Origin of the sequence: Guyparkeria halophila (assembly GCF_034479635.1) — a bacterium.
Classification (GTDB): domain Bacteria; phylum Pseudomonadota; class Gammaproteobacteria; order Halothiobacillales; family Halothiobacillaceae; genus Guyparkeria; species Guyparkeria halophila.
Window position 1 is genome coordinate 443,052 of sequence record NZ_CP140153.1, and the last position, 26,091, is coordinate 469,142.

The 26,091-nt window shown below is 65.7% G+C and carries 26 protein-coding genes; 17 read left to right on the forward strand and 9 right to left on the reverse strand.

Features of this window, described 5'->3' with window-relative positions; genetic code table 11:
• Positions 1–8 precede the first annotated feature (8 nt).
• Both pstA and pstB read left to right on the forward strand, forming a co-directional pair.
• Positions 9–1,175 carry a phosphate ABC transporter permease PstA gene (gene pstA / locus SR882_RS02045; RefSeq protein ID WP_322521694.1) on the forward strand — a complete coding sequence of 389 codons (1,167 nt, stop codon included), beginning with the start codon at positions 9–11 and terminating at the stop codon, positions 1,173–1,175.
• 64 nt (positions 1,176–1,239) lie between these two features.
• Complete coding sequence (pstB, locus tag SR882_RS02050) at positions 1,240–2,055, forward strand: phosphate ABC transporter ATP-binding protein PstB (protein ID WP_322521695.1); 816 nt, start codon at positions 1,240–1,242, stop codon at positions 2,053–2,055.
• A gap of 189 nt (positions 2,056–2,244) precedes the next feature.
• Here the strand turns inward: pstB and SR882_RS02055 are convergent, their stop codons facing one another.
• The gene (locus SR882_RS02055; protein WP_322521696.1) at positions 2,245–3,249 is read right to left on the reverse strand and encodes a class 1 fructose-bisphosphatase; all 1,005 of its coding nucleotides are present in this window, start codon (positions 3,247–3,249) and stop codon (positions 2,245–2,247) included.
• Between the two features lie 283 nt (positions 3,250–3,532).
• Here SR882_RS02055 and SR882_RS02060 point away from each other — a divergent pair, with 283 nt between their 5' ends.
• Complete coding sequence (locus tag SR882_RS02060) at positions 3,533–4,240, forward strand: flagellar brake protein (protein WP_322521697.1); 708 nt, start codon at positions 3,533–3,535, stop codon at positions 4,238–4,240.
• Positions 4,241–4,266: 26 nt separating this feature from the next.
• Here the strand turns inward: SR882_RS02060 and SR882_RS02065 are convergent, their stop codons facing one another.
• The 3 genes from SR882_RS02065 to SR882_RS02075 form a co-directional block, all read right to left on the reverse strand.
• Entirely contained in the window at positions 4,267–4,572 is a 306-nt protein-coding gene (locus SR882_RS02065) for an isoamylase early set domain-containing protein (protein WP_322521698.1), read from the reverse strand.
• A 170-nt stretch (positions 4,573–4,742) separates the two neighbouring features.
• The gene (locus tag SR882_RS02070; protein WP_322521699.1) at positions 4,743–5,099 is read right to left on the reverse strand and encodes a hypothetical protein; all 357 of its coding nucleotides are present in this window, start codon (positions 5,097–5,099) and stop codon (positions 4,743–4,745) included.
• Between the two features lie 3 nt (positions 5,100–5,102).
• Complete coding sequence (locus SR882_RS02075) at positions 5,103–5,330, reverse strand: MoaD/ThiS family protein (protein WP_322521700.1); 228 nt, start codon at positions 5,328–5,330, stop codon at positions 5,103–5,105.
• A gap of 203 nt (positions 5,331–5,533) precedes the next feature.
• Here SR882_RS02075 and SR882_RS02080 point away from each other — a divergent pair, with 203 nt between their 5' ends.
• The 3 genes from SR882_RS02080 to SR882_RS02090 all read left to right on the forward strand — a co-directional run bounded on the left by SR882_RS02080 (position 5,534) and on the right by SR882_RS02090 (position 9,512).
• Positions 5,534–7,945, forward strand: coding sequence for an AsmA family protein (locus tag SR882_RS02080; protein ID WP_322521701.1), 2,412 nt, complete (start codon positions 5,534–5,536; stop codon positions 7,943–7,945).
• Between the two features lie 52 nt (positions 7,946–7,997).
• The gene (gene mutY, locus SR882_RS02085) at positions 7,998–9,041 is read left to right on the forward strand and encodes an A/G-specific adenine glycosylase (RefSeq protein WP_322521702.1); all 1,044 of its coding nucleotides are present in this window, start codon (positions 7,998–8,000) and stop codon (positions 9,039–9,041) included.
• A gap of 189 nt (positions 9,042–9,230) precedes the next feature.
• Complete coding sequence (locus SR882_RS02090; protein WP_322521703.1) at positions 9,231–9,512, forward strand: oxidative damage protection protein; 282 nt, start codon at positions 9,231–9,233, stop codon at positions 9,510–9,512.
• Between the two features lie 110 nt (positions 9,513–9,622).
• On the opposite strand, the gene SR882_RS02095 is transcribed toward SR882_RS02090, so the two are convergent.
• Positions 9,623–10,354 carry an HAD-IA family hydrolase gene (locus SR882_RS02095; RefSeq protein WP_322521704.1) on the reverse strand — a complete coding sequence of 244 codons (732 nt, stop codon included), beginning with the start codon at positions 10,352–10,354 and terminating at the stop codon, positions 9,623–9,625.
• 115 nt (positions 10,355–10,469) lie between these two features.
• On the opposite strand from SR882_RS02095, the gene thiS reads away from it, so the two are divergent.
• The 3 genes from thiS to SR882_RS02110 are packed head-to-tail and all read left to right on the forward strand — an operon-like array spanning position 10,470 to position 12,882.
• Complete coding sequence (thiS, locus tag SR882_RS02100) at positions 10,470–10,685, forward strand: sulfur carrier protein ThiS (RefSeq protein WP_322521705.1); 216 nt, start codon at positions 10,470–10,472, stop codon at positions 10,683–10,685.
• Between the two features lie 2 nt (positions 10,686–10,687).
• Positions 10,688–12,385, forward strand: a complete 1,698-nt coding sequence (ggt, locus tag SR882_RS02105; RefSeq protein WP_407653332.1) for a gamma-glutamyltransferase — start codon at positions 10,688–10,690, stop codon at positions 12,383–12,385.
• Positions 12,382–12,882: a chorismate--pyruvate lyase family protein gene (locus SR882_RS02110; RefSeq protein ID WP_322521706.1), complete on the forward strand. Its 501-nt coding sequence runs from the start codon at positions 12,382–12,384 to the stop codon at positions 12,880–12,882. The genes ggt and SR882_RS02110 overlap by 4 nt, the downstream gene beginning before the upstream one ends.
• Positions 12,883–13,130: 248 nt before the next feature.
• Here SR882_RS02110 and SR882_RS02115 read toward each other — a convergent pair whose 3' ends face one another.
• Positions 13,131–13,793 carry an FAD-binding oxidoreductase gene (locus SR882_RS02115; RefSeq protein ID WP_322521707.1) on the reverse strand — a complete coding sequence of 221 codons (663 nt, stop codon included), beginning with the start codon at positions 13,791–13,793 and terminating at the stop codon, positions 13,131–13,133.
• Between the two features lie 342 nt (positions 13,794–14,135).
• Here SR882_RS02115 and rpe point away from each other — a divergent pair, with 342 nt between their 5' ends.
• From rpe to SR882_RS02135, 4 genes are all read left to right on the forward strand, one after another.
• Positions 14,136–14,828 carry a ribulose-phosphate 3-epimerase gene (gene rpe, locus SR882_RS02120; RefSeq protein WP_322521708.1) on the forward strand — a complete coding sequence of 231 codons (693 nt, stop codon included), beginning with the start codon at positions 14,136–14,138 and terminating at the stop codon, positions 14,826–14,828.
• Positions 14,828–15,502 (forward strand): phosphoglycolate phosphatase, encoded by a 675-nt coding sequence (locus SR882_RS02125; RefSeq protein ID WP_322521709.1) that lies wholly within the window; start codon positions 14,828–14,830, stop codon positions 15,500–15,502. Before rpe ends, SR882_RS02125 begins: the two co-directional genes overlap by 1 nt.
• A gap of 112 nt (positions 15,503–15,614) precedes the next feature.
• On the forward strand, positions 15,615–17,129 hold the full coding sequence (trpE, locus tag SR882_RS02130) for an anthranilate synthase component I (RefSeq protein WP_322521710.1): 1,515 nt from the start codon (positions 15,615–15,617) through the stop codon (positions 17,127–17,129).
• 53 nt (positions 17,130–17,182) lie between these two features.
• Complete coding sequence (locus SR882_RS02135) at positions 17,183–17,617, forward strand: hypothetical protein (protein ID WP_322521711.1); 435 nt, start codon at positions 17,183–17,185, stop codon at positions 17,615–17,617.
• A 1,099-nt stretch (positions 17,618–18,716) separates the two neighbouring features.
• On the opposite strand, the gene SR882_RS02140 is transcribed toward SR882_RS02135, so the two are convergent.
• The 3 genes from SR882_RS02140 to SR882_RS02150 all read right to left on the reverse strand — a co-directional run bounded on the left by SR882_RS02140 (position 18,717) and on the right by SR882_RS02150 (position 21,569).
• A complete protein-coding gene (locus SR882_RS02140) occupies positions 18,717–19,778 on the reverse strand; it encodes a mechanosensitive ion channel family protein (protein WP_322521712.1) in 1,062 nt (353 codons plus the stop codon).
• Positions 19,779–20,026: 248 nt separating this feature from the next.
• A complete protein-coding gene (locus SR882_RS02145; protein WP_322521713.1) occupies positions 20,027–20,653 on the reverse strand; it encodes a hypothetical protein in 627 nt (208 codons plus the stop codon).
• A gap of 280 nt (positions 20,654–20,933) precedes the next feature.
• Entirely contained in the window at positions 20,934–21,569 is a 636-nt protein-coding gene (locus SR882_RS02150; protein ID WP_322521714.1) for a GGDEF domain-containing protein, read from the reverse strand.
• Between the two features lie 464 nt (positions 21,570–22,033).
• On the opposite strand from SR882_RS02150, the gene SR882_RS02155 reads away from it, so the two are divergent.
• The 4 genes from SR882_RS02155 to rlmM all read left to right on the forward strand — a co-directional run bounded on the left by SR882_RS02155 (position 22,034) and on the right by rlmM (position 25,913).
• Positions 22,034–22,288 (forward strand): DUF4282 domain-containing protein, encoded by a 255-nt coding sequence (locus tag SR882_RS02155; RefSeq protein ID WP_322521715.1) that lies wholly within the window; start codon positions 22,034–22,036, stop codon positions 22,286–22,288.
• A gap of 257 nt (positions 22,289–22,545) precedes the next feature.
• Entirely contained in the window at positions 22,546–24,009 is a 1,464-nt protein-coding gene (locus SR882_RS02160) for a TrkH family potassium uptake protein (RefSeq protein ID WP_322521716.1), read from the forward strand.
• The gene (locus SR882_RS02165; protein WP_322521717.1) at positions 24,006–24,749 is read left to right on the forward strand and encodes a potassium channel family protein; all 744 of its coding nucleotides are present in this window, start codon (positions 24,006–24,008) and stop codon (positions 24,747–24,749) included. Before SR882_RS02160 ends, SR882_RS02165 begins: the two co-directional genes overlap by 4 nt.
• A gap of 36 nt (positions 24,750–24,785) precedes the next feature.
• Positions 24,786–25,913, forward strand: coding sequence for a 23S rRNA (cytidine(2498)-2'-O)-methyltransferase RlmM (rlmM, locus tag SR882_RS02170; RefSeq protein WP_322521718.1), 1,128 nt, complete (start codon positions 24,786–24,788; stop codon positions 25,911–25,913).
• The last annotated feature ends 178 nt before the right edge of the window (positions 25,914–26,091 follow it).

The window sequence follows — 26,091 nt, forward strand, 5'->3', positions numbered from 1 at the left end:
TCCCTGTCATGGCCCAGTCCCTAGACGATATCTCCCGTCAGCTGAGAAAGCGTCACCGCAAGTCGGCACGCATGAAATGGCTGTCGATGAGCGCGCTCATCGCTGCTGCTGCATTCTTGGTGCTCTTTCTCGTTGACATGGTGGTCAAGGGGTTGCCGGCATTCCAGCAGGCTTACATCGAGGTCGAGATCGACTACAGCGAACGAGCCGCCGAGCTGCCGCTCGCCGCGGTCCAGGCCGACGTGCGCGACCTGGTCAGCCGAGGTTATCTGCGCCTGATTCCGGGGCGCATGGCCGAGGACGAGTCGCTGCTGGGCACCCAGCGCATGGAGTGGGTGCTGGCGGACGATGCCGTCGACCAGCACCTCAAGGGCCGGGACACGCGTCTGAAGGACAAGCAGAAGGCGGTGATCGAGCGGCTGGTTGAGTCGGGCCGCGCCGAGTTGAAGTTCAACATCGGTTTCTTCACCAATGGCGACTCCAAGCTGCCGGAGATGGCTGGTCTCGCCTCCGCGGCGATCGGGTCGGTGCTCGTGCTGATCGTGACCCTCGCGTTCGCCTTCCCGGTGGGCGTGATGACGGCGGTCTATCTCGAGGAATTCGCGCCGGACAATCGCTTCACGCGGTTTCTCGAGATCAACATCAACAACTTGGCCGCGATCCCGTCCATTCTTTTCGGTCTGCTGGGCCTGGCTATCTTTATTAACTTCTTCGGCACGCCGCGCTCCTCAGCGCTGGCCGGTGGCCTGACGCTGGGCCTGATGACGTTGCCGATCATTATTATCACCGCCAGGGCAGCGCTCCGGGCGGTTCCTGACACCATCCGGCAAGCGGCCTTCGGTGTCGGCGCTACTCGCTGGCAAGCAGTGCGCGATCACGTGCTGCCGTTGTCCATGCCCGGCATTTTGACCGGCTCGATCATCGGCATGGCCCAGGCCCTCGGGGAGACCGCCCCGCTGATCATCATCGGTATGATCGCCTATATTCCGGACGCGCCTGGGAGCTTCACCCAGGCGGCGACGGTCCTTCCCGCGCAGATCTTCACTTGGGCGGGCATGCCGGAGTCGGCCTACATCGAGCGCACCGCGGCGGGCATCTTGGTGCTGCTGACGGTGCTGATCTCGCTCAATGCCACCGCCGTCTATCTGCGTAAGAAATTCGAGCACCGTTGGTGATCATGCCGGCGATGCAGACCGAAATCCCCTCAATGAACGCCAATCAACGACAGGTAAGGCGAGCATGACAAGCAAACTCGCATCCCCCGGTGCCCCGGTCACCTTTAATCAAGAGACCACCCACGATATCGAGCTGACCGTGCGCGATCTCAAGCTCTGGTACGGGGATAAGCAAGCGCTGAAAGGCATCGATCTGGATGTTTACCAGCACAACATCACCGCGCTGATCGGTCCTTCCGGTTGCGGCAAGTCCACCTTCCTGCGCTGCCTGAACCGCATGAACGACCTGATCCCCTCGGTGCGCACCGAGGGTGAAGTCGTGATGGAAGGGCGCAACGTGCTCTCCAAGCAGGTCGACGAGGTGGCCCTGCGCAAGAAGGTGGGCATGGTGTTCCAGAAGCCCAATCCCTTCCCGAAGAGCATTTACGAGAACGTCGCCTACGCACCGCGCATGCACGACATCGTCGCCAAGGGAAAGGAACAGGACGAACTGGTCGAAAAATCGCTGCGCGCCGCCGGCCTGTGGGACGAGGTCAAGGACCAGCTTGACCAGCCGGGCACCTCGCTTTCCGGCGGTCAGCAGCAGCGCCTGTGCATCGCCAGGGCCATCGCCGTGCAGCCGAGCGTGATCCTGATGGACGAGCCCACCTCCGCGCTCGACCCGATCTCCACGGCCACCATCGAGGAGCTGATGCACGAGCTCAAGCGTGAGTACACGATCGTCGTGGTCACGCACAACATGCAGCAGGCCGCCCGGATCGCCGACTACACCGCCTTCTTCCACCTGGGGGAAGTGATCGAGTACAACGACACTGCCACCATGTTCTCCACGCCGGAGCACAAGAAGACCGAGGATTACATCACGGGACGCTATGGCTAAGCCGACAGCCGGAAGCTAGAAGCTGGAAGAGGGACGCAGGCGGCTTCGATTCGCCTTTCTGGTGGCCACGTAGCGGCTGCCGGCCTCTTCAGGCTTCAAGCTGTCAGCTTCCAGCTCCCGAAAAAAGAAGAAGCCCCGCGAGTCGATGACCCGCGGGGCTTCTTAATGCCCTGGACTGTCAGGCTGCGATCAGCCTTCCTTGTGGTAGTCCCAGAGGCGCTGGACTTCGTTCTTGGAGCCCAGGATGACCGGCACGCGCTGGTGCAGCTTTTGCGGTTCGATGGTCATGATCCGGTCCGGGCCGGTGATCGACAGGCCGCCGGCCTGCTCGACGATCATGGACATCGGGTTCGCCTCGTACATCAGGCGCAGCTTGCCGCCGCGCTCACGGTGCTTGCTGTCGATCGGGTACATGAAGACGCCGCCACGCACCAGGATGCGGTGCACTTCGGCGACCATGGAGGCGACCCAGCGCATGTTGAAGTCCTTGTCGCGCTCGCCTTCGGTGCCGGCGAGGCACTCGTCGACGTAGCGCTTGACCGGGGCATCCCAGAAACGCTGGTTCGACATGTTGATGGCGAACTCGGCGGTGTCTTCCGGGATGGTCATGTTCGGGTGGGTCAGCTTGAACTCGCCCACCGAGCGGTCGAGCGTGAAGCCGTCGACGCCGTCACCGATGGTCAGGACCAGGATGGTGGACGGGCCGTAGGTCACGTAGCCGGCGGCGACCTGCTCGGTGCCCGGCTGCATGAAGTCTTCCTCGGTCGGGTTCTCCTTGCCGGTGGGGGCCTTGAGGACCGAGAAGATGGTGCCGACGGTGACGTTGACGTCGATGTTCGACGAGCCGTCCAGCGGGTCGTAGGTGCACAGGTACGGGCCGCGGTGCTTGCCGGCCGGCAGGTCGTAGACCTCGTCCATTTCCTCGGAGGCGAGGCCAGCTGTGTGGCCGCCCTCGGTGAGGATGTCGGTGAACTCGTCGTTCGAGATGATATCCAGCTTCTTCTGGGTCTCGCCCTGAACGTTCTCGGTCTCGGCGGAGCCCAGCAGGCCGATGAGGTTGCCGCGGCCGACCTGGTCGGCGATCAGCTTGCAGCCGGCGGCCACGTCGCTGATCAGGCCGACGAAGTCGGCGTCGACGCGGCCCTGGCGCTGGTGTTCGGCCAGGTACTGCGAAAGTCGCTTGGCATCAGACATGGAAAAATCCTCTGTGTCAGTCGAATGGGTAAACGGGATACCGGAGACAGGAAGTCTTTGAATGCGCGGGGCATTCAGAGCCGCCCTGTCCTCCGGGTCCGCCGCTCGAAGGGCGCCTATAGTAACCGATCGCCGGCACCAACCGAACCACGGCCGACGAGAGGCGCTGGCATGCGGTTCCCGGGTGGCTGCAGGGCAAGGGCAAAATGGGTATGCTTGTCGGCGCTCGTGCCCGGGCCGCGTAGGCTGTCGAGGCGAACCCACCGATCCGGAGTCATCGGTCTTGGACGATCAGGACATCAAAACCGTCCGCGCGCCGCGCACTATCGAGCGCTCGCTCGAGCGATTGTACGAGGCGCGCGGTCATGTCTGGCTGATTCCCGACGACGACCCCGACTTCCAGGGCCAGGTCCAGGTGGTGGGCAACGAGCCCGAGGCCCGGCGGCTGGTGCTCGACTGCCCGGATCCGGTGGTGCTGCGCCACCTCCTTCATGCCCGGCAGGTGCGGTTCCAGGCGGTCATCGACGGCCTGTTGAACTGGTTCTATTCCGCCGACCTGGCCACCCGTGAAGAGGGGGGCGATTGCTACCTTGCCGTCGGCTACCCCGAGGTGATGCAGCGTCTCCAGCGTCGGTCGGCCTTCCGCATCGACCTTCCCCCGGATGTTCCCGGTACGCTGGCGTTCTGCCCGTCGCCGCCGCGCGGCGTCACGTCCGGGGACGTGGTCAACCTCTCGGCCACCGGCTGCGCCGTGAGCGTAGTGGGCGACAAGGACCCGGGGCTAAAGCCCGGCGACGAAGTCAGCGCCGCGCGCCTGAAGGTCGGCGAGGGCATCGACGTGCGCCTGGAATTCATCGTCCGCAACCGCCGCCCCGGCGTGGGCAAGAGCGTGGTCTACGGCCTGGAATTCGCCGCGTTGCCCCCGCGCGACAGCCAGCTGATCGACCGCGAGGTCATGCGCCTGCAGCGCCTGCGTCTGACGCGGGGCTGATTATTCCGCGGCGTTGACCGGCGGCTTCAAGTCCGCAGCATGCCATTGTCGCCGGTGCCGTACGGATTGGGCACGTAGGCGTCGGCCGCTTCGTCGTTGTCCCAGTGCGCCTCGTCGATCAGGTAGCGAAAGGCATACTCCCCGCCTTGCGGCAGGTTGAGCGTGACCCGGTAGCTGCCATCGCGCTGGCGCTTTAATGGCAGGGGTTTCTCGCCCCAGCCGTTGAAGTCGCCGCGCAGTTCGACGCAATGTCTTGCCTCGTCGCCCGGTCGGTAGTTGAAGGTGACGCGACATTCGGGCCGCACCTTGAGTGATTTCTTCGTGATCGCCATGGCCTGAGCCTCCGCGTAGGGAATGGACACGCACAACCGACCGGACGCGCTGGTCGCCTGAATTGCCTAAGCAATGTCGGGCGAACCGGCAATCCAGTCAAGTGCTTGTTTACGCGACGGTCTTGACGGTTGTGTGACGCCGAGCGGAATTTCGCCCGGCGGGGCCGGGGTCAGCGCGTCAGGTTCTTCTCGAGCACGCGCATCAGGCGGCCCTCGCTGACCAGCCCGGCCGTGACGAAGGCCAGCAGCAGGAGCACCAGCAGCCCCACGGCGAGGAACAGCATCGGAGCCGTCACCGCCAGCAGGGCCTGGGTGGCCGAGTCGAGGTTGCCGGTCTGCATCAGTTCGAGCACGTGCAGCGGATTGACCAGGATGGGGCGCTGGAAGAAGGCCCAGACATAGAAGCCGATGGTCACCGTACCCAGCAGCAGGGCGATCGCCGGCCAGATGCGAATCAGCCGGCGCCGGCGGGAAATGATCTGACGCATTTCCCGGTGCATGTCGTTGGTGGCTTGTTTCCTGCCCATGGCTCAGCCTCCGGTCACCGGTGGGAAGAAGGCAACCTCGTCGCCATCCGAGAGCGGATGATCCAGGTCGACATATTCGTGATTGACGGCCGCCAGGGTGTTGCTGGGGCGCTCGATGTCGGTGACCTGCTGCCAGGCCTCGGCCACCGTGGCCGGGGTCTGATCGAGCCGGGTCTCGTCGAAGCCGATGCGCTCGCGCAGGCTGGCAAACAGGCGGACGGTGATGCTCATGGTCGGTCGTTTCGCTGACGGTGTGTGTGCGTGCCACCGAACGTTTCGACGCCTGCGAACGCCCGGTCTGGCAAGGCCCATTGTCTGCTAAAGTCTGAACCAATCCTAGTCCGGATTGCGCCCCGAGCCACGCGAATCAAGCGGGCCGATCGGACCAACCGGGCCACGCCTGCCCGGCCATCGACATTCGAGGACGACCCTGCATGAAATGGATCAAGCGCATTGGCCTGCTAATCGTTGCGATCGTGATGGTCGCCATCCTGGCGATCGTCGCCTTCGCGCTGACCTTCGATCCCAACGACTACAAGCCGCAGATCGCCGCCCAGGTGGAAAAGCAGACCGGGCGGAGCATCCAGTTCAACGGGGACCTGTCGGTAACGATCTTCCCCTGGCTAGGGGCGGCCACCGAGGACGTGGTGCTGGCCAATGCCGAGGGCTTCGAGCCCGAGGCAATGGTGGAAATCAAGCGCCTCGAGGCCCAGGCGGCGCTCCTGCCGCTGCTGCGCGGCGAGTTCGAGATCGGCACCCTACTGCTCGAGGACGCGCAGATCCACCTGACCCGCCACGAGGATGGCCGCAACAACTGGGACGACCTGCTCGAGCGCTCCGCCGAGTCGGCCGAGGCCTCGACCGGCGAGCCGGACACGGTCGAGCCGCAGGATGGTGACGGCCCGGCGATGGTGCTGACCGTCGGTGGTGTCGATATCCGCAACGCCACCCTGCACTGGCGTGACGAGCAGGCAGATCAGCAGTTGACCATCGACGGGCTGGATCTGACCACCGGCGAGCTGGCCGACGGCGCGCAGACCGACATCGAACTGGTCTCGGGCTTTCGCCTGGCAATGCCCGACATGCCGGTCCTGAGCGGTAGCGTCGACCTGTCCACCCGGGCCCAACTGTGGCTGGATCGGCAGGACATGCTGTTCGAGGGGATCGAACTCAACCTGGTGGCCAGCCATGAAGAAGGCATCGAGGCCGGGCTGCCCGAGCGCATCGAGGCGATGCTGCAGGTGGAGAAGGCCGACGTGCGCCTGGCCAAGTCGCAGGCACGGCTCGACGGCGTGGTCCTCGATCTCAACGGCAAGGGCGTCGGCCCGCTGACCTACCTCGAGAGCCGGCTCGAGACCGTGCTGGAGGCCGACTGGTCGGCCGAGCGCTACCAGTTGCCGCGTCTCTCCCTGAGCGCCGATCTCAAGGGACTCCCCGAGGTCGACGGCACGCTGAGCGTTTCGGCCAGCGCGATGGTTGACGCCGACCTGGCCGCCGGCACCGCCTCCATCAGTGATCTTGTGCTCGCCTCCGATCCGGTCAGGGCCTCGGGGCAGGTCGATGTCGGCGGTCTGGACAGCGGCGAGCTGGTCGCCTCCGGTCCGATCGAGATCGCCGCCTTCGATCCGCGTGAGTTGGCCGACCGGCTGGGCATGACCGTGCCCGAGATGCGTTCGGACGAGGCGCTGCGCGCCTTCGCGCTGACCGGCCAGATCGACGTGACCCCCGCGCGGGCGATGCTCAACGAGCTGCGCATCACGCTCGACGACAACGAACTGACCGGCCGTGCCGGTATCGACAACCTCGAGACCGGGCGGCTGTTCGCCCGCTTGCAGGGCGGTGACTTGAATGCCAACCCGTACCTCGCGCCGACGACCCAAGATGACAAGGGCGACAAGGACGCCGGCGGCTCGTCCGAGTCGGGCAATGGCGGCAGTGCGCAGAGCGTGGCCGCCGCCAGGAGCGCCGAGATCGAACTGCCGGTCGAGACGCTGCGCGGGCTCAATCTCGATGCCCGCCTGCAACTGGCCAGCCTGCGCTACGAGGACTACCGCCTGACCAGCCCGGTGGTGCACGTCACGGCGGCCGGTGGCCGGGTGCAGCTGGCCGAGCTGACCGCCAATGCCTTCGACGGGGCGATCAACGCCAGCGGGGGGCTGGACGTGCGCGGCGAGGTGCCGAGCTATGCCGGTAAGGGCCGGGTGCAGGGCGTGTCCCTGCAGCCGCTGCTCACCGCCGTCATGGACGAGGACCGCTTGCTCGGCAAGGGCGATGTCGCCTTCGACGTGACCACCCAGGGCAAGCGCGTCGACCAGCTTAAGTCGGGGCTCGACGGCACGGCCGATTTCGCGCTGCGCGACGGCAAGGTCAAGGGCTTCGATATCGGTTACCTGCTGCGTCGGGCGCAGGCGCGCCTCGAGGGCCAGACCGAGCCGGAACCCGAGGAGCTGTCCACCGACTTCACCGCGATCACTGGCACGGCGGCCATCCGCAACGGCGTGGTGCGCAACGACGACCTGGCCGGCTCCTCGCCGCTGCTGCGGGTCGCCGGCGAGGGCCAAGTCGATCTGCCGCGCGAGGAGATCGACTATGGCCTGACCGTCACCGTGGTCAATACCGCCACCGGCCAGGGCGGCAAGGATCTCGAGCGCCTCAAGCAGGTGCCGGTGCCGATCCGCATCAAGGGGACGTTCAGCGACCCGTCGATCTCGCTTGATCTCGAGTCGTTGGCCAAAGAGGCGGTCAAGAGCGAGGTGAAGGAGCGTGTCGAGGAAGAGATCGACAAGCGCCTCAAGGACAAGGGCGGCGACGCGGTCAAGGAACTGATAAAGGGCTTCGGTCTGTGAGGCGGCTAGGTGCTGGCCTCAGGCGATCGATCGGCCGTTCCCGTCGCGGGTCGTGACCGCGCCGTTCGCCGACCGGCTGCTGGCCTGGTTCGACCAGCACGGCCGGCATGACCTGCCGTGGCAGCACCCGCGCACGCCCTACCGGGTGTGGCTCTCGGAGATCATGCTCCAGCAGACCCAGGTGGTCACGGTCATACCGTACTTCGAGCGCTTCATCGCCCGTTTCCCCGATATCGACGCGCTCGCGGCCGCCGAGGCCGACGCGGTGCTCGCCCTGTGGTCGGGGCTGGGCTACTACGCCCGCGCCCGCAATCTGCATGCCGCCGCCCGACGGATGGTCGAGGCGGGCGTGCCCGACTCGGTGGAGGGCTGGGCCCAGCTGCCGGGCGTCGGGCCGTCGACCGCCGCGGCGATCGTCGCCCAGGCCTTCGACCGCCGCGCCGTGATCCTGGATGGCAACGTCAAGCGCGTGCTCGCGCGACATGCCGCCGTCGACACCCCGCAGGAGGCCGCCGCGACCCAGCGCACGCTCTGGGCCCTGGCCGACGAGCGCACCCCCGCGGCACGCGCCGCCGACTACACCCAGGCGATCATGGACCTGGGCGCGACCGTCTGTCGGCGCGGCATGCCGCGTTGCGAGGCGTGCCCGGTCAGCGACGATTGCCAGGCGCGCCGGCAGGGGCGGGTTGCCGAGTTGCCCGTGCGTCGGCGGCGCAAGCCAAAGCCGGTACGCCAGCGCGTGCTGCTGTGGCTGGAAGACGGCGATGGGAGTCTGTTCGTCGAGAAGCGCCCGCCCAGCGGCATCTGGGGCGGGCTTGCCTGCCTGCCGGTGGTCGAGACCACGGCGGATGCCGAATCGCGGCTGGACGCGCTGGGCTTGGCGCGCGATGCCGACTGGCGCGAGCAGGATCGCCTGCGCCACGTCTTCAGCCATTTCGAGCTTGATGCCCGGGTGATTGCCGCCCGCGTCGCCCCGCGGGGCGTGGCCGAGTCCGCCGGCGAGTGGCACCCGATCGAACGGCTGGCCCACGATCCGCCCGTCGGTCTGCCTGCCCCGGTGCAGCGCCTGATTCGCGAGCGGGTTGCGGGTCATTGATCCGGCGCGGGGTGTCGGACTGAAGTCCGACCGACGGGTTTCGTTGCATCGGGCGCAGGGTTGGCCGTAGGTCGGGCTTCAGCCCGACGATCCATCGGGCTGAACGGCTAGCCCCACCGCCCTGCCGCGAGCGCGGGGCACTGTTATCATCGCGGCAAACCATGCATCCGAACCGCGAACGAGGTTTTCATGACTGACCGCACCGTCTTCTGCCAGCGCCTGCAATGCGAGGCCGAGGCCCTGCCCAAGCCGCCCTATCCGGGCGAGATGGGCGAGCGCATCTACAACAACATCTCCAAGGCTGCCTGGCAGCAATGGCTGGGCCACCAGACCATGCTGATCAACGAGTATCGCCTGACGCCGATCGACCCCAAGGCGCGCGAATTCCTGGTCCGCGAGATGGAGAAATTCCTGTTCGAGGGCAAGGAAGACAAGCCCGAGGACTACGTCCCGCCGAGCGAGGGCGAGTAAATCCCGCGAGCGGGGTCTTCGGTCGGTCGTTTGTCGGACTGAAGTCCGACCTACGGTTGACGAGGTGCCCGCTGTAGGTCGGACTTCAGTCCGACATGCTCAGGGCGCGGTCAGGCGTTAGAGCGCGGCGCCAAGGCCGCCGTCGCGGCGAGAAAGTCGTCCAGCGCCACGAACGGCGCGGTCTCCATCGGCTCGCCCTGGCTGTTCGGCAGGGTGATCGCCCGCAGGTGGCGGATGCCGAAGTCCTCGGCGGCCGCCAGGGCGACCAGGTTGTCGTCGACCAGCAGGGTGCGGTCGGGGTCGAAGTGCAGTTGTTCGGCCAGCCGGTCCCAGAAGCGCGGCGATTCCTTGGCCGCGCCGATCTCGTGGGCGTTGAAGAGGCGATCGAGCCGCGCCGAGAGGTCGACCCGCTCGAACTTGAGATCGACGCTGGCCGGGTGGGCGTTGGTGACCAGCACCCGCTGTTTGCCGGCCCCGCCCAGGCGTTCGAGGAATTCGGGTACGCCGTGGCGGTAGCGGATGTGGTGGGCCAGTTCGCGCTTGAGGGCGACCAGGTCGAGCTCGTTGCGGCAGTCGGGCGCCAGGGCCCGGTGCCAGTCGTCGAGGCAGTACCAGGCCAGCTGGCCCTTGAGGCCCTCGAAGCGGGCATTGAGTCGCGCCATCGCCTCGGGCTCGGTAAGGCCGCTAAGCTCGACGTAGCGCTGCGGGAAGTGCTCTTTCCAGAAGCGGGCGTCGAAATCGAGATCGAGCAGGGTGCCGTCCATGTCCAGCAGGACGGTGTCGATCTCGCCCCAGGGCAGGGCGGACGACGCGGCAGAGGCGGCCCGGGGTGTTTCACTCATGGGTGTCGGCTTTTCGGGGAATGGGATGGGATCGGTCGGCTGTCGGCCGGTCCCGAAGTCTACCAGTAGAGACAATCGAGCCGGGGCGGCGGTTCCGGCGATGGAGGAGAAGAGGATGGCTGAATCGATGGTCCGGATCGAGCTCAACGGCGAGCCGCGGGACGTGCCCGAGGGCACCACGATCGAGGCGCTGGTCACGCTGGCCGGGACGAGCGGCAAGCGCTACGCGGTCGAGGTCAACGGCGAGATCTGCCCGCGTGCCGAGCACGCCAGCACCGTGGCCGCCGACGGCGACCGGGTCGAGATCGTCCAGGCGATCGGCGGGGGCTGAGCGTGAACATCCTGCGCCGGATCGCCCTCGTTCTTGTCCTCCTGCCGGTAGGGCTCGTCCAGGCAGCACCCACGGCGCCGGGCCAGGCCGCGATCGCCACCGCCCACCCGATGGCCACCGCGGCCGGGCGCGAGGTGCTCGAGGCCGGCGGCAACGCCTTCGATGCGGCGGTCGCGATCACGGCGACACTCGCGGTGGTCGAGCCCTACAGCTCCGGCCTGGGGGGCGGCGGCTTCTACCTGCTTCATGACGCGGCAAGCGGGCGCGACGTGATGCTCGATGCCCGCGAGCGGGCGCCGGGCCAGGCCAGTCGCGACATGTATCTCGACGACGAGGGCAATCCGCAACCGGATCTGTCCGTCGACGGGCCGCTGGCCGCCGGCATCCCCGGCATTCCCGCCGCGCTCGATCACCTGGCCGAGGAATTCGGCCGCCTGCCCCTGAGCACGACACTCGATCCGGCCATCCGCGCCGCCCGTGACGGTTTCCAGGTCACCGAGATGTATCGTCGCCTGGCCGGCTTTCGCGAGGAGCTGCTGGCCGACGATCCGGGCAGCCGGACGATCTTCCTCGACGAGGGCAAGCTGCCGGCGCTGGGTCATGTCATCCGGCAGCCCGACCTGGCCGAGACGCTCGAGCGCATCGCCATCGAGGGCCGCGACGGTTTCTACCAGGGCGAACTGGCCGGGCGACTGGTCGACGGGGTGCGCAAGGCCGGCGGCATCTGGTGTCGCTCGGACCTGGCCGGCTACCGCGTGGTCGAGCGCGAGCCGGTGGTCAGCCGCTTCCGTGGCTTCGAGGTGGTCTCCGCCGCGCCGCCGTCCTCCGGCGGCGTGGCCATCGCGCAGATCCTCAACACCTATGGCGTACTTGAGCGTCGTGCCGGCGAGCTGGACGACCTGTCCGTGCTGGGCCTGCACTACCGGGTCGAGGCGATGCGCCGCGCCTACCGTGATCGCGCCGAGTACCTGGGCGACCCCGACTACGTCGACATGCCGCTCGAGCGTCTGACCAGCGACCACTACGCCGCCGGGCTGGCGGTGGGTATCTCGCCCACCGATGCCACGCGCTCGGCGAGCCTCGCCCCGGTGGTGACCGAGCCCGAGGGGCCGCACACCACGCATTTCTCGGTGATGGACGGCGAGGGCAACTACGTCGCCGCCACCCTTTCGATCAACTACCCGTTCGGCGCCGGGGTGACCGTGCCCGGCACCGGCGTGCTCTTGAACGACGAGATGGACGACTTCTCGCAAAAGCCGGGCGTGCCCAACGTCTACGGGCTGGTCGGCGCCGAGGCCAATGCGGTTCAGCCGGGCAAGCGGCCGCTGTCCTCGATGTCGCCCACCTTCGTGCGCAGCGACGAGCTGGTCGGCGTGCTGGGTACGCCCGGCGGTTCGCGCATCATCACCATGGTGCTCGGTGGCGTGCTGGCGGCGACCCGCGGCGAGCCGGTCGACCAGTGGGTGGCCGGCCCGCGCATCCATCACCAGTACCTGCCCGACCGGATCGAGGTCGAGCCCGGCCTGCTCGACGCGGATCAGCGCGCCGAGCTCGAACTGATGGGGCATCGCATCGAGGTCAATGACGGCTTTGGCAACATGCAGGCGGTCGCCTGGTGGCGTGAAGACGGCCGGCTCGAGGCGGCCAGCGACCCGCGCGGCGAGGGGCAGGCAGCCGTGTTTGCCCCCAAGGCCCCATGAACGAGTATCGGCGGTTTGCCCTGGGCTGCTTTCGGGCCACGGCCCGGCCGGCGGGTGACCCGATGCTGTTCCGCCTCCCGGCCGCGCAGCGTCGCCTGGCGACCACGACCGGGTCGTTCACGCGGGCGTTGCATCGGCATACCGGCCACCCGGTGGTGGTGCGCCGCCTCGACGAGGGGTGGCGCGGGCACGTCGCCGGTCGCTGGCCGACCCCAAGGGTCACGCGCGTCTGGGCGCGCCGCGTCCGGCTGGAGAGCGCCGATGCCCGGGTCGAGGCCCTGACCGAGGTGGTCGGCCCGCTCAGCCCGCGCCTGCGCCGCGCGATCACCGGCCTGGCCGACACCCCCCTGATGGAGGTGCTCGCCCGGCAACCGCGCTGTCGCCGGCTGAGTTTCCGCGTCAGCCGCGCCGGCCGCCGGGTCAGCCGCGAGACGGTCTACCGCATCCATCTGGCCCGGGTGCGCGTCACCGAGTGGTTCGATATCGATCTGCGCTGATTTTCAGGGCACACAACGAAGCCCCACTGTGGGAGCGAGCCTCGCTCGCGAAGGCCGCATCAGCGGCCGTGCTGGGTCGGGATGGCAATCCGCCTGATGTGAGCTTCCTCGGTTGGTCGGGGCTCGCGCGTTCCGCGCGATTCGCGAGCAGGGCTCGCTCCCACAGTGGGGTTTCCTTTCAGGCATGAAAAAGCCGCGCCCGGGGAATCCGTGGCGCGGCTTTTCTCTCTCGGGCTGTGGAGTCGGTCTTAGCCGAATTCCATGCTCTGGGTGTTGCCGCCCAGATCGCCGAGGGTCTTTTTCACCTGATCGGTGAAGGCCGGCGGGCCGCAGACGTAGAACTCCTCGGAGAGATCGCGCACGTGCTCGCGGATAAAGCCGTCGTCGACGTGGCCGCTGTGGGTGCACAACGGCGAGTGCTCGCGGGTGCAGACGAAGTGGGCGTTCTCGCCGAAGGCGGCCTCGAGTTCGCGCTGCTGGATGATGTCGCCGGCGGTCTTGTTCGAGTAGATCAGCTTCTGCCCCTCGAGCTGGCCGCGGTCGGCGAGATCACGAATGATGGCGAGGAACGGCGTGATGCCGGCGCCGCCGGCGATGAACCAGCCCGGCCCGTCGTAGGTGAAGCTGTCGAACGGCTCGGAGAGCAGCAGCTTCTGTCCCGGCTGAGACTTGCCCAGCGTCTGCGTCATGCCGTCGTGATCGCCGTAGCTCTTGATCATCAGTTCCAGCACGCGGTCGTCGACCCGGTTGGTCAGCGTGAACGGGCGGCCCTGGTCGCGCCATTTGGGGTCGTCGATGGCCAGTTCGATCGCCTGTCCGGGCGTGAACGAGAAGCCCTCGGGCTTGGCCAGGATGTAACGCTGGACGTCGTGGGTAACGAATTCGCGCAGGAGCAGTTCGGTCTGGAACATAGTGGTGTTTAATCGTCGTTCGGCTGGAAAATGTCGGGGGAGTCTAGTCGATTTGCCGGTCGAATGGCGGGGTGTCCGTCGCGCGCCGCGGCGAATGGATGCCGAAAACCGCATGTTGTTGGCGGCTCTCGGGCCATCGTCGGGCCATCGTCGGGCTGTCGTTGAGCGGCCGCCGGGCGGCGGCGCGGCGATGCCGTTCTTAAAAAATCGCGCCGAATCCGGTACATTGACCGCCAGTTTCCGCGCGTGCGCCCGTCCGACCGATGCCGGTTTCGGCGATCGGCACGGGCGCTGCTCGACCGAATTTCCCCGAATCTTTCCTAATTATCCGAGGACCGCGAGATGAGCGACTACATCATTGCCCCGAGTATCCTGTCGGCCGACTTTGCCCGCCTGGGCGAGGAAGTGGACAACGTCCTGAAGTCCGGCGCCGACTGGGTGCACTTCGACGTGATGGATAACCACTACGTGCCCAACCTGACCATCGGCCCGCTGGTCTGCGACGCGCTGCGCAAGCACGGCGTCACCGCGCCGATCGACGTCCACCTGATGGTCAAGCCGGTCGATCGCATCATCCCGGACTTCGCCAAGGCCGGCGCGACCTCGATCACCTTCCACCCGGAGGCCTCCGAGCACGTCGACCGCAGCCTGCAGCTGATCCGTGACGAAGGTTGTCAGTCGGGCCTGGTCTTCAACCCGGCCACCCCGCTGGACGTGCTCGAGTGGGTGATCGACAAGGTCGACATCGTCCTGCTGATGTCCGTCAACCCGGGCTTCGGCGGCCAGAAGTTCATCCCGGCGACCCTCGAGAAGGCCCGCCAGGCGCGCGAGATCATCGACCGCTCCGGCCGTGACATCCGCCTCGAGATCGACGGCGGCGTCAACGCCGACAACATCGGCGAGATCGCCGCGGCCGGCGTCGACACCTTCGTCTCCGGTTCGGCGCTGTTCGGCAAGGGCCAGGATTCCGACCCGAACCGCTACGACAGCATCGTCAAGGCGATGCGCGACGAGCTGGCCAAGGTCGGCAAGTAATGGCCCGGTTCACCCCGCGCATGGTGCTGTTCGACCTGGACGGCACCCTGGTCGACTCGGTGCCCGATCTGCTGGTGGCGGTCAACGCCATGCAGCGTGAGCTGGGCAACCCCGAGCGGGCGGAAGAGGACGTGCGCAACTGGGTGGGCAACGGCGTCGAGCGGCTGGTCGAGCGCGCGCTCACCAACGACCTCGACGGCACGCCCGACCAGGCCGCCTTCGAGGCGGCCCTGCCCGTGTTCAAGCGGGCCTACGCCGAGAGCAACGGCAAGCACTCCAGGCTCTTCGACGGCGTCACCCAGGGGCTGGATTTCATCCGGTCGCTGGGCCTGTCGGTCGGTTGCGTGACCAACAAGGCCTCGGCCTTCACCCTGCCGTTGCTCGAGCAGACCGGGTTGAAGGACCACTTCGAGGTCATCATCAGCGGCGACACCCTGCCGTTGAAGAAACCGGACCCGGCGCCGCTGATCTACTCGGCGGGCTGGTTCCACGTGCATCCCTCCGAGGCGCTGATGATCGGCGACTCGATCTCCGACGTGAAGGCCGCGCGCGCCGCGGGCTTCTCGATCGTCTGCATGAGCTACGGCTACAACCACGGCAAGGACATTCGGGACTTCGACCCGGACGCCGTCATCGACTCGATGACGGAGCTTGCGGGGCTCGTCGGCAGGTAAGCATCATGGCGGCAACAGGGACGATGGCTGCGGGGACGTTCCGATGGCGGAGACGATGGCGTAGCTGAACGCCACCCCTCGCCGCCCATCGAACCCCCTTCCGGAGCCCGTCATGCCCAACCGTTTCCAGCCCTACCAGCCCACCCGCGTCGACCTCGAGCAGCTCGCCGCCGAGGGCTACAACCGCGTTCCCGTCACCCGCCGCGTACTGGGCGACTACGACACGCCGCTGTCCGTCTACCACAAGCTGGTGGAAGGCCCGTTCGGCTACCTGTTCGAGTCGGTCACCGGCGGCGAGCGCTGGGGGCGCTACTCGATCATCGGCCTGCCGTCCTCGACGGTGCTGACCGTCCACGGCCACCGCGTGGTGGTGAAAAAGGACGGCGAGGTGGTCGAGGACGAAACGGTCGACGACCCGCTCGCCTGGATCGAGACCTTCAAGGCCCGCTACCGCGTCTACGAGCCCGCCGACATGCCGCGCTTTCACGGCGGGCTGGTGGGCTACTTCGGCTTCGAGACCGTCGGCTACATCGAGCCGCGCCTGGCCAACTTCGACGCCGACGACCCGCTGGGTGTGCCCGACATCCTGCTGATGGCGAGCGAAGAGGTGGTCGTGGTCGACAACCTCTCCAGCGAGCTGCTGCTGGTGACCCTGATCGACCCCGCGGAGACCGGTGCGCTCGATCTGGCCAATGTGCGTCTCGATACGCTCGCCGCGCGCCTGCGCGAGCCGGTGGCGCACTACGGCTCGTCTGCCCCGGGTCGCGACATCGACGAGAACGATTTCACCGCCACCTTCACCCGCGAGGGCTACGAGAACGGCGTGCGCGCCATCCGCGAGTACATCGCGGCGGGCGACGTCATGCAGGTGGTGCCCAGCCAGCGGATGAGCATCGAGTTCGGTGCCGCGCCCATCGACCTCTACCGGGCGCTGCGCTCGATCAACCCCTCGCCGTACATGTACTTCATCGATGCCGGCGAGTTCACCGTGGTCGGCTCCAGCCCCGAGATCCTCGCCCGCCTCGAGGACGGCACGGTCACCGTCCGCCCCATCGCCGGCACCCGCCCGCGCGGCGCCACCGAGGCCGAGGACAAGGCCCTCGAGCAGGATCTCTTGAGCGACCCCAAGGAGATCGCCGAGCACGTCATGCTGATCGACCTGGGACGCAACGACACCGGCCGCGTCGCCCGGGTGGGCAGCGTCAAGCTCGAGGAGCGCATGATCATCGAGCGCTACTCGCACGTGATGCACATCGTCTCGCAGGTCACCGGCCAGCTCGACGAGGGGCTGAACGCCATGGACGTCCTGCGCGCGACCTTCCCCGCCGGCACCGTCTCGGGTGCACCGAAGATCCGCGCGCTGGAGATCATCCAGGAGCTCGAGCCCGTCAAGCGTGGGGTCTATGCCGGGGCGGTGGGTTACTGGGCCTGGAACGGCAACATGGATACGGCGATCGCCATCCGTACCGGGGTGATCAAGGACGGGCAGCTGCATGTTCAGGCTGGGGGCGGGATCGTTGCTGATTCCGTGCCCGCGACTGAATGGGAGGAGACGTTGAACAAGCGGCGGGCGTTGTTTCGGGCGGCGAATATGGCGAGTCGGGGGTTGGATGGCGATCAAGACTGATTGCTAGCCGCGGTGTCTTGATCGGTACGTTGGCTGCATGGAGGCTCCAGGAAATGAACCGTCTGACGCGCATAACTTTGTCTGTCCTCGTCGGTATCGGGACAGTGTTTTTCCTGCTTCCAACCACCGTTGTCTACGTGTTCGGCTACTTGTTTCTCTTGGGGCCGGCATGGGCGAGTCATCCCGAACCCGCCACGCTGGTGTTTTCCATTGTTTGCCTGCTTCCCGGGTATGGCCTTTACTCGGTGTGGTGGTTGGTATTGAAGAACCGCAGCGCTTCGTTCTACCAAATTCCGAAGTATGTTTGGGTTGGTTTGGCCGTGGGTTGTTTGATTGCGGTGCTTTTTTATTTCCCCTTCATGTTGTCAAATTCTGATACTTCATACCGTGACCAACTTGCACAAACGCTTCTGTTTGGTGGTGGCGTGTTCCTGGTTGCCGTGACGACGTTGACCGCGATGTGGCTGGAGCGGCATGAAGGTGAATGACTCGCACGGGGTCGGGCTTGGCCAACTGCTTGATATGGCAATCTTAGCCCCTCTGATGAGGGGCTTTTCATGTCTTAGGGCGTCATTTTTGCCATCAAAACTGATCTCGTAAGAGGTTGCAGTTGTTCCCCGCCGTGAAGCGCGGTGGAACGGTTTCACGCGCTCGGTGCGTGAGGTGGCAACGCTTTGGCCCCGTGCCTGGCGCGCGAGTCGGTTTTCTTGCTTGTCCAAGAAAACCGACGAAAAGAAGGACACCCCGACGCCTTGGCCCTGCGGGCCTGATCGCTGCGCGATCAGCCTCGCGAACGGGCAATCGCGGACGGGTCGGTTCGACGCGACGTCCTGTCGCGGCGAACCTCGGGCTTGCGTCCATGCAAGCCCGACCCTGCGATCCCCCGCTCGCGAGGCAAGGCGTAAGGGGATTCGCCCTTCGATCCGCATAGTTGCCCGATCTGAGGCGCGCGACTTCCCTTTGATCTCTGGTGGAGTGAACGCTCGTCGGTCGGCACGGCGGTAGGCGAAGGTTGGTGCCCCCCCCCCCCTGGGGCTTGCCTCACGGCCGGCGGGTGGCCGGGGTCGGAGCGACATGGACGTCGCTCCGAGGCTCAGCGCGACAGGAGGTCGCGTCGAGCCGGCCCCGAGACATTCGCTGGTCGTGAGGCTTCGAGGTCGGACCTTGTCCGGCCTCGAAGGCCCGAAGGGCCAAGCCGTGGGGTGTCTTTCTTTTCGCCCCTTTTCTTGGACAAGCAAGAAAAGGGGCTCGCGCGCCTGGCAGGGCGATCAATATTGCCCGCGCTACGCAACCGGCGTGCGAAACGATCCACCATCATTTGGCCGAGAACTGACGTAGTCGGCCTTTGGCGGACGTCGGACTGAAGTCCGACCTACAGGAGTGGCGAGGGTCGGCCTATTTCTCGGGCGCTTGTTCTTCCCAATCCGCCTAGACGAGGGGGGCAAAACAGTTTTCCGAATTTTCCGTGATGAGGGATCGGTTTCATGCGCCTGTTGCGCGAGGTGGCATGGACTCGCCCCCGTGCTCGGAGCGCGAGTCGCTTTTCTTTTGCCAGGCAAGAAAAGACCCTCACGCATCGGGTAAGGCTCAGGACGGTTCCTGGTCGTCCACCAGCCGGGCCCTCAAGCGAGGCAATTGCGCCGGGTAGTTTTCCTGGATGAAGGTCACAAGCCCTTCACGAATGGCGCACCGAAGGTCCCAGTTCCGGGAGGAGTCCGGTGCGCTCATCAAAAAACGGACCTGCAGGGCCCGGTCGCTGGCATCGGTTACCTGCACCGTGGCAACCTTTCCGTCCCAGAGATTCGAATGGGCAAGCAGGCGGTTGAATTCCTCTCGAAGCGGTTCTATCGGCATGGTGTAGTCCACCCAGATAAACACCGTTCCCAACAGTTCGGAGCTGTGCCTGGACCAGTTCTGGAACGGGTTGTCGATAAACCACTGCAACGGAATAACCAGGCGCCGCAAATCCCAGACCCTGACCACCACGTAAGTGGCGGTCACCTCTTCCACCCAGCACCACTCGCCCTCGACGTTAAGTACATCGTCGATGCGAAAGGGCTGTGTGAGCGCAATCTGCATCCCGGCCAGCAAGTTGCTGAGCACCGGGCGGGCAGCAAAACCCAGAATCAAGCCGCCCACACCGGCGGACGCCAGCAGACTGGCTCCCATATGCTGAACGGAATCAAAGGTCATCAGGGCCGCGCCAATCCCGATGATCACGATCAGGATCTTTAGCGCCCGCACAAGAAACCGGGTTTGGGTTTCAACCTTGCGTGCTCGCTTCCACTCGCCTTCAAGCACGGGGTTCAGCGCGACAATTACGTCGCCAATCGCAGACGTCAGCCGCACCGAGGCCCAGGTAATCGCAAGCACCAGCAATAATGAGGTGGTGTGCTGGATGCCTGTTAGCAAGGGCAGATCAGGTGGCGCCGACGCGAGCGTTCCCGTTAACGCCAGCAGGGATAGTACCGCCCCGAGGGCACCGGCCGCGGCGTCGACAAATAGCCGAAGTACCGCCCGTGATTCGGAGAAGTGGCGGAAAACCGCCAGTGCGGCGCGGTAAATGGCGTAGGTGACCACCACCGAGAGAACGGCCGACAACCCGGGCCACAACCACGCTTTCAAACCGGCTTCCAACGCGTCCAGCATCCATCCTCCGCAAGCGCGCTATTTATGAATCGCAAGAACAGCGAAAAAGTGCACTTGCCCGCTTTCGGGGAGAATTGCACCAGCCTCTATCCAGCAGAGAGATTAGTCGTGATGGAGTAGATCGCAGGATCTGATCCAAGTATTGCTGCAATCCGAGGCCCGTCGCGACACGACGTCGCGTCGAGTTGGCCCCGAGGTCGTGAGGCTTCGAGGACGCGCCGCGTCCGGCTTCGAAGGCCCGAGTGGCCTCAGCAACCGCCACCCCCGTCACCTCCGCCGCCAGCACCACCACCGCCTGCACCGCCCCCGCGGCCGGGCAGAACCCAGAAGCTCAGGTGTGCGGCCAGCAACAGGGGTTCAAGCTCCATGGGCTGCACGGCGGTAATTTCGTAGCTGCGGTGGTCGTGCGGGTCGGAGTCTAGGCGGGCGATCAGTTGGTTGTCACATAACCACTGGGCAGTCAGGTCCCTGGTGAGAAAGCGGCGTTCGTATCGGGCGGCGACTGTATATTGGCCCGACTCCAGTTCGAACCAGCCGGTGGGGCGTTTCCAGGAGTCTGCTTCCCGCCCCATGTCGATGCGTTTGCCTCCGGCTGAATGCCAACGCATACGCTCGCGGCGTCCGGAGAAATGCCGGAAGAAGTCACTGAAGAATTCGGCGAGGGAGACATCCCCCGGGCTGCGCAGTTCATAGCGCCGAAAGCCGATCCAGAGTTGGGTGCGTCCGCGTCTCGTGCCCATGCGGCCGACTTCTTCGCCGTCGACGAGCAACACGCGGTCGGCGTGGCGAAACGGGTTGAGTGTTTCCGTCACACCGGGATCGAGCACTTCGATCTTGCTGTTGGGGGTGACTTCGGTCGGGAGTTTCTCCGGCATGACTGGCTCCCTGTCTGTGCCTGAAGGAGATGGGCGCGCTACGTGGGAGAGAGTGTGGGGTGATGGTTGGGGGGATCGCAACCTTGGCGCCAAGCGTGAGGTGGCATGGCCGCGCAGGGCGGTTGTTATTGCCCGCTCCGCGCAGCAGGCGTGCGAAACGATCCCGCGGCGGTTAGTCGATGGGTCGGGGTAGTCGGCGGATGGCCGATGTCGGACTGAAGTCCGACCTACAGCGGGTGGCAGTCGGGGGAGCCTGGCAGAACCCTCTTTATCCCGGTGATCAACCGGGCTGGCGATCCCCCCAATCCGCCTGCGCCGCCCGGCTCTCGTCGAGCGCCTCGTAGGCACGCTGGACGACTGCATCGGCATCCTCATCCTCGACCCGGAACGCATCCACGCCCACGCTGACATCAAATCTCGTCGTTGCCTCGGCGTCCTCGACCAGGAAGTAGGCCGCCGCCAGGCGCAACTTGTCCGCTACCGCCGAGGCACCGTTTACGGGGGTATCGGGCAGGATCACGGCAAACTCGTGCTCGGCAATCCGAAACGACATGTCCATGCCACGCAGCGTCTCTCGCAGGCAATCCCCGAACGCACGCAGCACGCGGTCTTCGGCCGACGGCCCGTGGTGGTTTATGTATTGGACGATGTCGAGCAGGATCAGGCTCACCGGCAGGTCATTGCGCTGATTTTGACTGAACAGGGTGTCCAGTTGGCGCACGAAGTCGCGGCGATTGCCCAGGCGGGTGAGGTCATCGATCAGCGCGTGCCGACCGAGCCACAGACGTTCACGCCCGTGAAGCAAGTCGAGTTCAGCGGCCATGGCGCGCACACGCTCGATCAGATCCTCGCGATCTAGCGAGTCGATATCCGCCAGCCAATGCGCGGACGGGGTGGTGGAAGGGGACTGACTCACGGAAGACTCCTTTTCTGACCTGGTCATGCGGCTGAACTGCAGCTATGACAATAGCAAGCTGAAGGCAAGATGGGACGATGAGCCCGGATGCTGCGCGCTGAATGGAGTGAGAGCGGCGGTCCGCGATGGCGTGGCGGGCTGTTTATACTTGCTCCACGCGCGAACGGCACACCGATTCGCCGTTGTTCCGGGCGTAAGCAATATGCCTCCGAACCCACGTCGCAGGTGGCCGTGCTGCCATCCGTGCCCCGCCCGCTGTGATAGGCTCGCCTGGAAGCCACTTCGACAGGAAGTCGAGACGCTTGGAAGGGAATCCGTTGTTTTCCGACCTTCCCCCGGTCGGCGTTGCCACGCCGGCCATCCAAACCGGCTGGCGCCCCGGCTCCGCAGGGCTCCCGTCGTCTCCCGTCTTGACCGTCCTGCGTGCTTCACAAAAAACCAAGAACCAAAAAAGGAATAAGAGCATGAAAGACCTTCTTTTCTTCGACAAGATGCTGACGCCGAAATTTATTACCGTCATCTACTGGCTGCTGTTGGCCGGCGTGGTAATCGGCGGCATCGGCATGATGTTCGCCAATTACGGCGGCATGTCGTTCGGCTCGTTCATGGCGGGCTTGCTGACCATCGTGTTCGGCGCGATCGGGGTGCGCATCTGGTGTGAGCTGATGATCGTGCTGTTCAAGATGAACGAGGCGCTCCAGGACCTACGTCACAAGTAACGGCCGTTGCTGGCCCGGTGAGCCCGGGCCGTTGAAGAGAAGTCGCAGTCTGACCCGGCGCGGTCACTGCGGCTTTTTTGCGTCATGGCGGGGCTCGGTGGCCGAGTGGCGGTTCGTCCACGCGGTTGGCCCGCCCGTCGTCCACTACAATCCATTCAGGATCAGCGGGCCGGAGATCAGCGGCTTGCGGTTGGTGCGGCGGTGCCCATGTCGCTGAGTCCGGCCTGTGCCGTTATGTCGATCGAGGCGGGGGATAGATGACTGCGATTGCCCCGGAACTGAGTTACGCCGTTCGCATGCGCGTGCTGGCGAAGTACCTGGGGCTGCTGGCCTCCATGCTTGCCCTGCTGACGCTGGTGCCGCTGGGCGCGGCGGTGCTGTTCCAGGACTACGGCATTGCCCTGCGTTACCTCGTGGTCATCGCCGTGCTGCTGGCCGCCTGGGGGGCGTCGCGCTCCATTCCCGAACCCCGGCGGATACAGACGAACGAGGCGCTGACCATCGTCGCGCTGGCCTTCGTGCTTTCCCCGCTGCTGATGACCTTCCCGTTCATGGGCAGCGGGTTGAGTTTCTCCAGCGCCTTGTTCGAGGCGATCTCCGCGGTTACCACCACGGGCCTGTCGGTGACCACCGACCTGGCCGGCAAGCCGGAGACCTTCCTGTTCGCCCGTTCCTGGGTGCAGTGGTACGGCGGCCTGGGGGTGGTGGTGCTTTCGATTGCCATCCTGATGGGGAGCCAGATGCCCACCCGCCGCCTGGGCAAGCCGCTGGGGGGTGAAACCCTGGCCACGACGACCCGCGCCCACGCGCGCCAGGCGCTGGTCATCTACAGCGCCCTGACGGTGGCCGGTATTGCGGTGGTGTGGTTGATCTCCGGCAATGGCGCGGTGGCGATCAACCATGTGCTGGCCGCGGTGTCGACCGGGGGGTTCTCGTCTTTCGACAACAGCCTGGCGGGCCTCGATAGCTGGGCCAGCCGCTTCGCCATTATCGGCATCAGCCTGTGCGGGGCCTTGCCCCTGACGCTCTATGCGCTGATGGCCTCGAGGAAGTGGCGTCGGGGCGTGCAGGATGCGGAGCTGCTTGCCCTGGTGGCGGCCATTGCGCTGGTCGCGCTGCTGTTGTTTCTGTCGTTGCGTTTCCAGACGGGCATGGCCCTGTCGGATGCCGCGGGCCATGCGCTGTTTCTTGCCACGTCGGCGCAAACCACGGCGGGGTTTGCCACGCTCGATCTGGGCGCGATCGATGACAGCGCCAAGCTGAGCATGATCGTGTCGATGTTGATCGGTGGTGGCGTCGGGTCGACGGCTGGCGGGATCAAGTTGTTGCGTGTGCTGATCCTGCTGCGCCTGATCCAGGTGGTGCTGCAACGCACGGCGATGCCGTCCAGTGCGGTGCACTATGCAAAACTCCGCGGCAGGGTGCTGGACGATGACGCGATACAGCGCGTGCTCATCCTGATCCTGCTGTACGTTGGCGTGGTGGCCGTCTCCTGGTTCGCCTTCCTGGTGTATGGCTATGCGCCGATGGACGCGCTCTTCGAGGTGGTGTCGGCGACCGCCACGGTCGGTCTGAGCACCGGCATCACGTCGGCCGAGATGCCGACCTTCCTGAAGGGGGTCTTGTGTCTGGACATGCTGCTCGGGCGGGTGGAAATCATTGCCTTGCTGGTCGTCCTGTATCTCCCCAACTGGGTCGGAACGCGTAAGGGTGCGTCATGAAAGCGATATTTGTCGGTGCCAGTTCCACTGCCGTCATGACGGCGCAAGTGCTGTTGAAGCGGAACCACGAAGTGGTGGTTATCGATCGGGAAAAGGCGAAGCTCGATCAGTTGAGTAACGAACTGGACTGCGGGTTTCTGCTCGGTGATGGCAGCAAGCCCGCCCTGCTGCGCGAGACGAACCCGAAGGAGGGTGACGTGCTCTACTGCCTGACCGGCCATGACCAGACCAACATCATCGCCAGCCTGGTGGGGCGGTCGCTGGGGTTCGAGACGGTGGTCACCAAGATCCAGGATCCGAGTTACGAGCATATCTGCATCGAACTGGGGCTCGATTCCACGATCATCCCGTCCCGTACCATCGGTCGGCACCTGGCGGACATGTTCGAGGGCCGTGACCCGTTCGAGCTCTCGACCATCTTCCGTTACGACGCCTCGGCCTTTTCCTTTGTCGCCAAGGAAGAGCAGGTTGGCACCATCAGCGACCTGGCCTTGCCCAAACCCAGCCGCGTCATGTGCCTCTATCGCGACGAACAGTTGATCATCCCGGATGACGACGAACGGATCGAGATCGGTGATGAGGTGGCGGTCATCACGCATCGGAAAAATATCGATGCGTTGCATGAGACATTGGGTCTGGTCATCGACGCGGAATCGGATGGCCCGGATGGCCCGGATGGCCCGGATGGCCCGGATGGCCCGGATGGCCCGGATGGCCCGGATGCCACGCCACCGGCGTGAAGGCGAACGGATCGGTGAGAACGATCACCGCTGTGATTGAGTGCACCGGGGCCGATCGAGGTGGAATCCTCGCCGCGCTCTGGCATGCTTGCGGCCATGTTTGCCCAACGACATCTTCTTCTACTGACTCGTGCCGGCTATGAAGGCGATTGCGCCGCCCAGGTGCAGGCCGTCGCCGCCGAGGCCGGCGTGCATGGCTTCTGCAAGGCCAAGGCCGATACTGGCTACCTCACCTTCATTGCCCACGACGCGCACGCGCTCGCCGCGTGGTTCGAGACACTGTCCCTCGACGACCTGATCTTCGCCCGGCAGCTGTGCCTTGCCGGCGAGCCGCTGGACGACCTGCCGCCGGCCAACCGGCTGGGGCCGATCCTCGCCGCGCTCGACGGTCAGGAGTTCGGCGGCGTGTATGTCGAAACGCCGGATGCCGAGGCGACTCGGCCGCTGATGCGATTGGCCCGCCAGTTCACCAAGCCGCTGGAGCAGTCGATGCGCAAGCGCGGGCTGCTTCAGCCCGGGAACCGCGAGCTGCCGCGGCTGCACCTCACCTTTACCGACACCACCACCGCGATCCCCGGCTGGTCGCATCCGGGGCAGGCGGCCCCGCAGCCGATGGGCATCCGGCGCCTGAAAATGGCGAAGGACGCACCCAGCCGCTCGGCGCTCAAGCTCGAGGAGGCCCTGATCACCTTTCTCTCGCCGGCGGAGCGCAAGGACCTGCTGCGCGCCGGACTGGAGGCGGTCGACCTGGGTGCCGCGCCCGGCGGCTGGACCTGGCAGCTGGTGCGCGACGGGTTGATGGTGACCGCCGTCGACAACGGCCCGATGGCCGAGGTGCTGACCGGGCACGTGTCCGTCGAGCACCGTCGCGAGGATGGCTTCACCTTCCGCCCCGAACGGCCGGTCGAGTGGCTGGTTTGCGACATGGTGGAAAAGCCCTCGCGCGTGGCCGACCTGATGGCCGACTGGATGGCGCGCGGGGACTGCCAGCGGGCGATCTTCAACCTCAAGCTGCCGATGAAAAAGCGCCAGCAGGCGGTGATGGACGCGGTCGAGCGGATCGCGGCTCGGCTGGAGGAGGCCGAGGTGGGGTTCGAGATCGATGTTCGGCAGTTGTATCACGATCGGGATGAGGTGACGGCTTACTTACGACGAGTGTCGTAGTCGTCTCTCGTCAGGCGTGGTTTGTGGTTTCGCACGCCGGTTTCGCTCGGTGGTTTGCGGGATGACGCCATGCCCGGCGCGCGAGCCCCTTTTCTTGCTTGCCCAAGCCAAGCTATGACTCCGGGGGCGAAAAGAAGGGCACCCCGTCGTCCTGGCCCTGCGGGCCTTCGAGCCCGGA

Excerpts from the sequence above, each read along its gene's own strand:
- trpE (WP_322521710.1), top strand. The coding sequence starts at position 15,615 with ATGCCCAACCGTTTCCAGCCCTACCAGCCCACCCGCGTCGACCTCGAG.
- SR882_RS02135 (WP_322521711.1), top strand. The coding sequence starts at position 17,183 with ATGAACCGTCTGACGCGCATAACTTTGTCTGTCCTCGTCGGTATCGGG.
- SR882_RS02090 (WP_322521703.1), top strand. The coding sequence starts at position 9,231 with ATGACTGACCGCACCGTCTTCTGCCAGCGCCTGCAATGCGAGGCCGAG.
- SR882_RS02160 (WP_322521716.1), top strand. The coding sequence starts at position 22,546 with ATGACTGCGATTGCCCCGGAACTGAGTTACGCCGTTCGCATGCGCGTG.
- SR882_RS02110 (WP_322521706.1), top strand. The coding sequence starts at position 12,382 with ATGAACGAGTATCGGCGGTTTGCCCTGGGCTGCTTTCGGGCCACGGCC.
- pstA (WP_322521694.1), top strand. The coding sequence starts at position 9 with ATGGCCCAGTCCCTAGACGATATCTCCCGTCAGCTGAGAAAGCGTCAC.
- thiS (WP_322521705.1), top strand. The coding sequence starts at position 10,470 with ATGGCTGAATCGATGGTCCGGATCGAGCTCAACGGCGAGCCGCGGGAC.
- SR882_RS02165 (WP_322521717.1), top strand. The coding sequence starts at position 24,006 with ATGAAAGCGATATTTGTCGGTGCCAGTTCCACTGCCGTCATGACGGCG.
- SR882_RS02140 (WP_322521712.1), bottom strand. The coding sequence starts at position 19,778 with ATGCTGGACGCGTTGGAAGCCGGTTTGAAAGCGTGGTTGTGGCCCGGG.
- SR882_RS02065 (WP_322521698.1), bottom strand. The coding sequence starts at position 4,572 with ATGGCGATCACGAAGAAATCACTCAAGGTGCGGCCCGAATGTCGCGTC.
- SR882_RS02075 (WP_322521700.1), bottom strand. The coding sequence starts at position 5,330 with ATGAGCATCACCGTCCGCCTGTTTGCCAGCCTGCGCGAGCGCATCGGC.
- SR882_RS02115 (WP_322521707.1), bottom strand. The coding sequence starts at position 13,793 with ATGTTCCAGACCGAACTGCTCCTGCGCGAATTCGTTACCCACGACGTC.
- SR882_RS02070 (WP_322521699.1), bottom strand. The coding sequence starts at position 5,099 with ATGGGCAGGAAACAAGCCACCAACGACATGCACCGGGAAATGCGTCAG.
- SR882_RS02155 (WP_322521715.1), top strand. The coding sequence starts at position 22,034 with ATGAAAGACCTTCTTTTCTTCGACAAGATGCTGACGCCGAAATTTATT.
- SR882_RS02055 (WP_322521696.1), bottom strand. The coding sequence starts at position 3,249 with ATGTCTGATGCCAAGCGACTTTCGCAGTACCTGGCCGAACACCAGCGC.
- SR882_RS02145 (WP_322521713.1), bottom strand. The coding sequence starts at position 20,653 with ATGCCGGAGAAACTCCCGACCGAAGTCACCCCCAACAGCAAGATCGAA.
- SR882_RS02125 (WP_322521709.1), top strand. The coding sequence starts at position 14,828 with ATGGCCCGGTTCACCCCGCGCATGGTGCTGTTCGACCTGGACGGCACC.
- SR882_RS02080 (WP_322521701.1), top strand. The coding sequence starts at position 5,534 with ATGAAATGGATCAAGCGCATTGGCCTGCTAATCGTTGCGATCGTGATG.
- rpe (WP_322521708.1), top strand. The coding sequence starts at position 14,136 with ATGAGCGACTACATCATTGCCCCGAGTATCCTGTCGGCCGACTTTGCC.
- SR882_RS02095 (WP_322521704.1), bottom strand. The coding sequence starts at position 10,354 with ATGAGTGAAACACCCCGGGCCGCCTCTGCCGCGTCGTCCGCCCTGCCC.
- pstB (WP_322521695.1), top strand. The coding sequence starts at position 1,240 with ATGACAAGCAAACTCGCATCCCCCGGTGCCCCGGTCACCTTTAATCAA.